The sequence below is a fragment of the Arthrobacter sp. HMWF013 genome, assembly GCF_003061105.1.
In the GTDB taxonomy this organism is placed as follows: Bacteria; Actinomycetota; Actinomycetes; order Actinomycetales; family Micrococcaceae; genus Arthrobacter.
On sequence record NZ_QAIQ01000197.1, the window covers coordinates 1 to 1,149 of the forward strand.

Here is a 1,149-nt window from a genome sequence, read left to right on the forward strand (position 1 = left end):
GCCGCCGGGTGTGCAGGCTCGCCCTGGGTATCCAGCCAGCGGAGGTAGGCCAGCCACAGGCAGGCGTTGACGTCCGCTCCCACCCCGTCGTTGGCCCACTCGAGTGCCTCCACCAATCCGTCAACGGTGTACAGCGTCATCTGGGTGTCGTCCGAGAAGTGGCTGGCGCCGTCGAGCGCTGTCAGGTCAGCCAATCCGTCAGGTCCGAAACGGCGCCGGATGGCCTCGATCGAGTCGAATTCCACGGCGTAACCCAACGAGTCCCCCAGTGCGCCGCCCAGGAGGCAGCCATGGATGCGGGACTTCAGCGAGGGCGCCGCAACGGCGCCTTGATCGATGCTCATGACAGCAAATTTACCGTGGTGGCAGGGCTGCCGGGCGCCGGACGCTAAGCTCGGACTCAGCCAATGTCCAGAATTCCTTGGCAGAATGCAATGGCCCCCACGAATTTCCGCGGCCCGGCGTGTTCGCACCCCGCCGCAGTGACACCGCTTTGATAAGGACTGCCCCCGCCATGACCATGCCCTTGCCCGTCCACCATGAACCCGCTCCGGCGCCAGCAGCAGGCAACCCCGCCGGCGTCCGCCATGGTCTGGCAGCCAGGCTCTCTGCGGAAGCCTTTGGCAGCCTGTTCCTCGTGGTCGCAGGACTGGGTGTGCCGCTGTTCTCCATCCCGCAGTCCAGCCCGCTGCCCGCGGCGCTCGCCGCAGGCCTGGCCGTGACCGCGGCGATGCTGGCCGTGGGCTACGTTTCCGGCGGACACTTCAACCCCGCCGTGACAGTGGGCCACGCGGTTGCCGGGCGGATCCGCCTTGCCGACGCGGCAGCCTACATCGGCGCACAGCTGGTGGGCGGCCTCCTCGGTGCACTGGCGCTCTTCGGCATTCTCCGGACCCTGCCGGGCATCCAGGACAGCAGGACCGCGTTTGATACCGTCACCGCCGGTTTCGGCGAGCACTCGATCATCCAGGCCCCCCTCGCCGCGGTGCTCCTGCTGGAAGTTCTTGGCGCCGCCATCCTGGTTGCCGTGTTCCTCGGCACCACCCATGACAAAAACAACAACAAAGCGTCGGCGGCCGTTGCCGTGGGCCTTGCCTTCGCCGTCCTGCTCCAGCTTGGCCTCTCAGTGGGCAACGCCCCCTTCAACCC

Annotated in this window: 2 protein-coding genes; one reads left to right on the top strand and one right to left on the bottom strand. The window is 67.4% G+C overall.

Going from position 1 to position 1,149, the window contains the following annotated elements; genetic code table 11:
• On the bottom strand, positions 1-344 hold a 344-nt coding region (locus DBR22_RS08520; RefSeq protein WP_146187434.1), incomplete at its 3' end, for an ADP-ribosylglycohydrolase family protein.
• Positions 345-514: 170 nt separating this feature from the next.
• Here DBR22_RS08520 and DBR22_RS08525 point away from each other — a divergent pair.
• Positions 515-1,149, top strand: a 635-nt coding sequence (locus DBR22_RS08525; RefSeq protein ID WP_375134940.1) for an aquaporin, incomplete at its 3' end; no start/stop codon positions are given.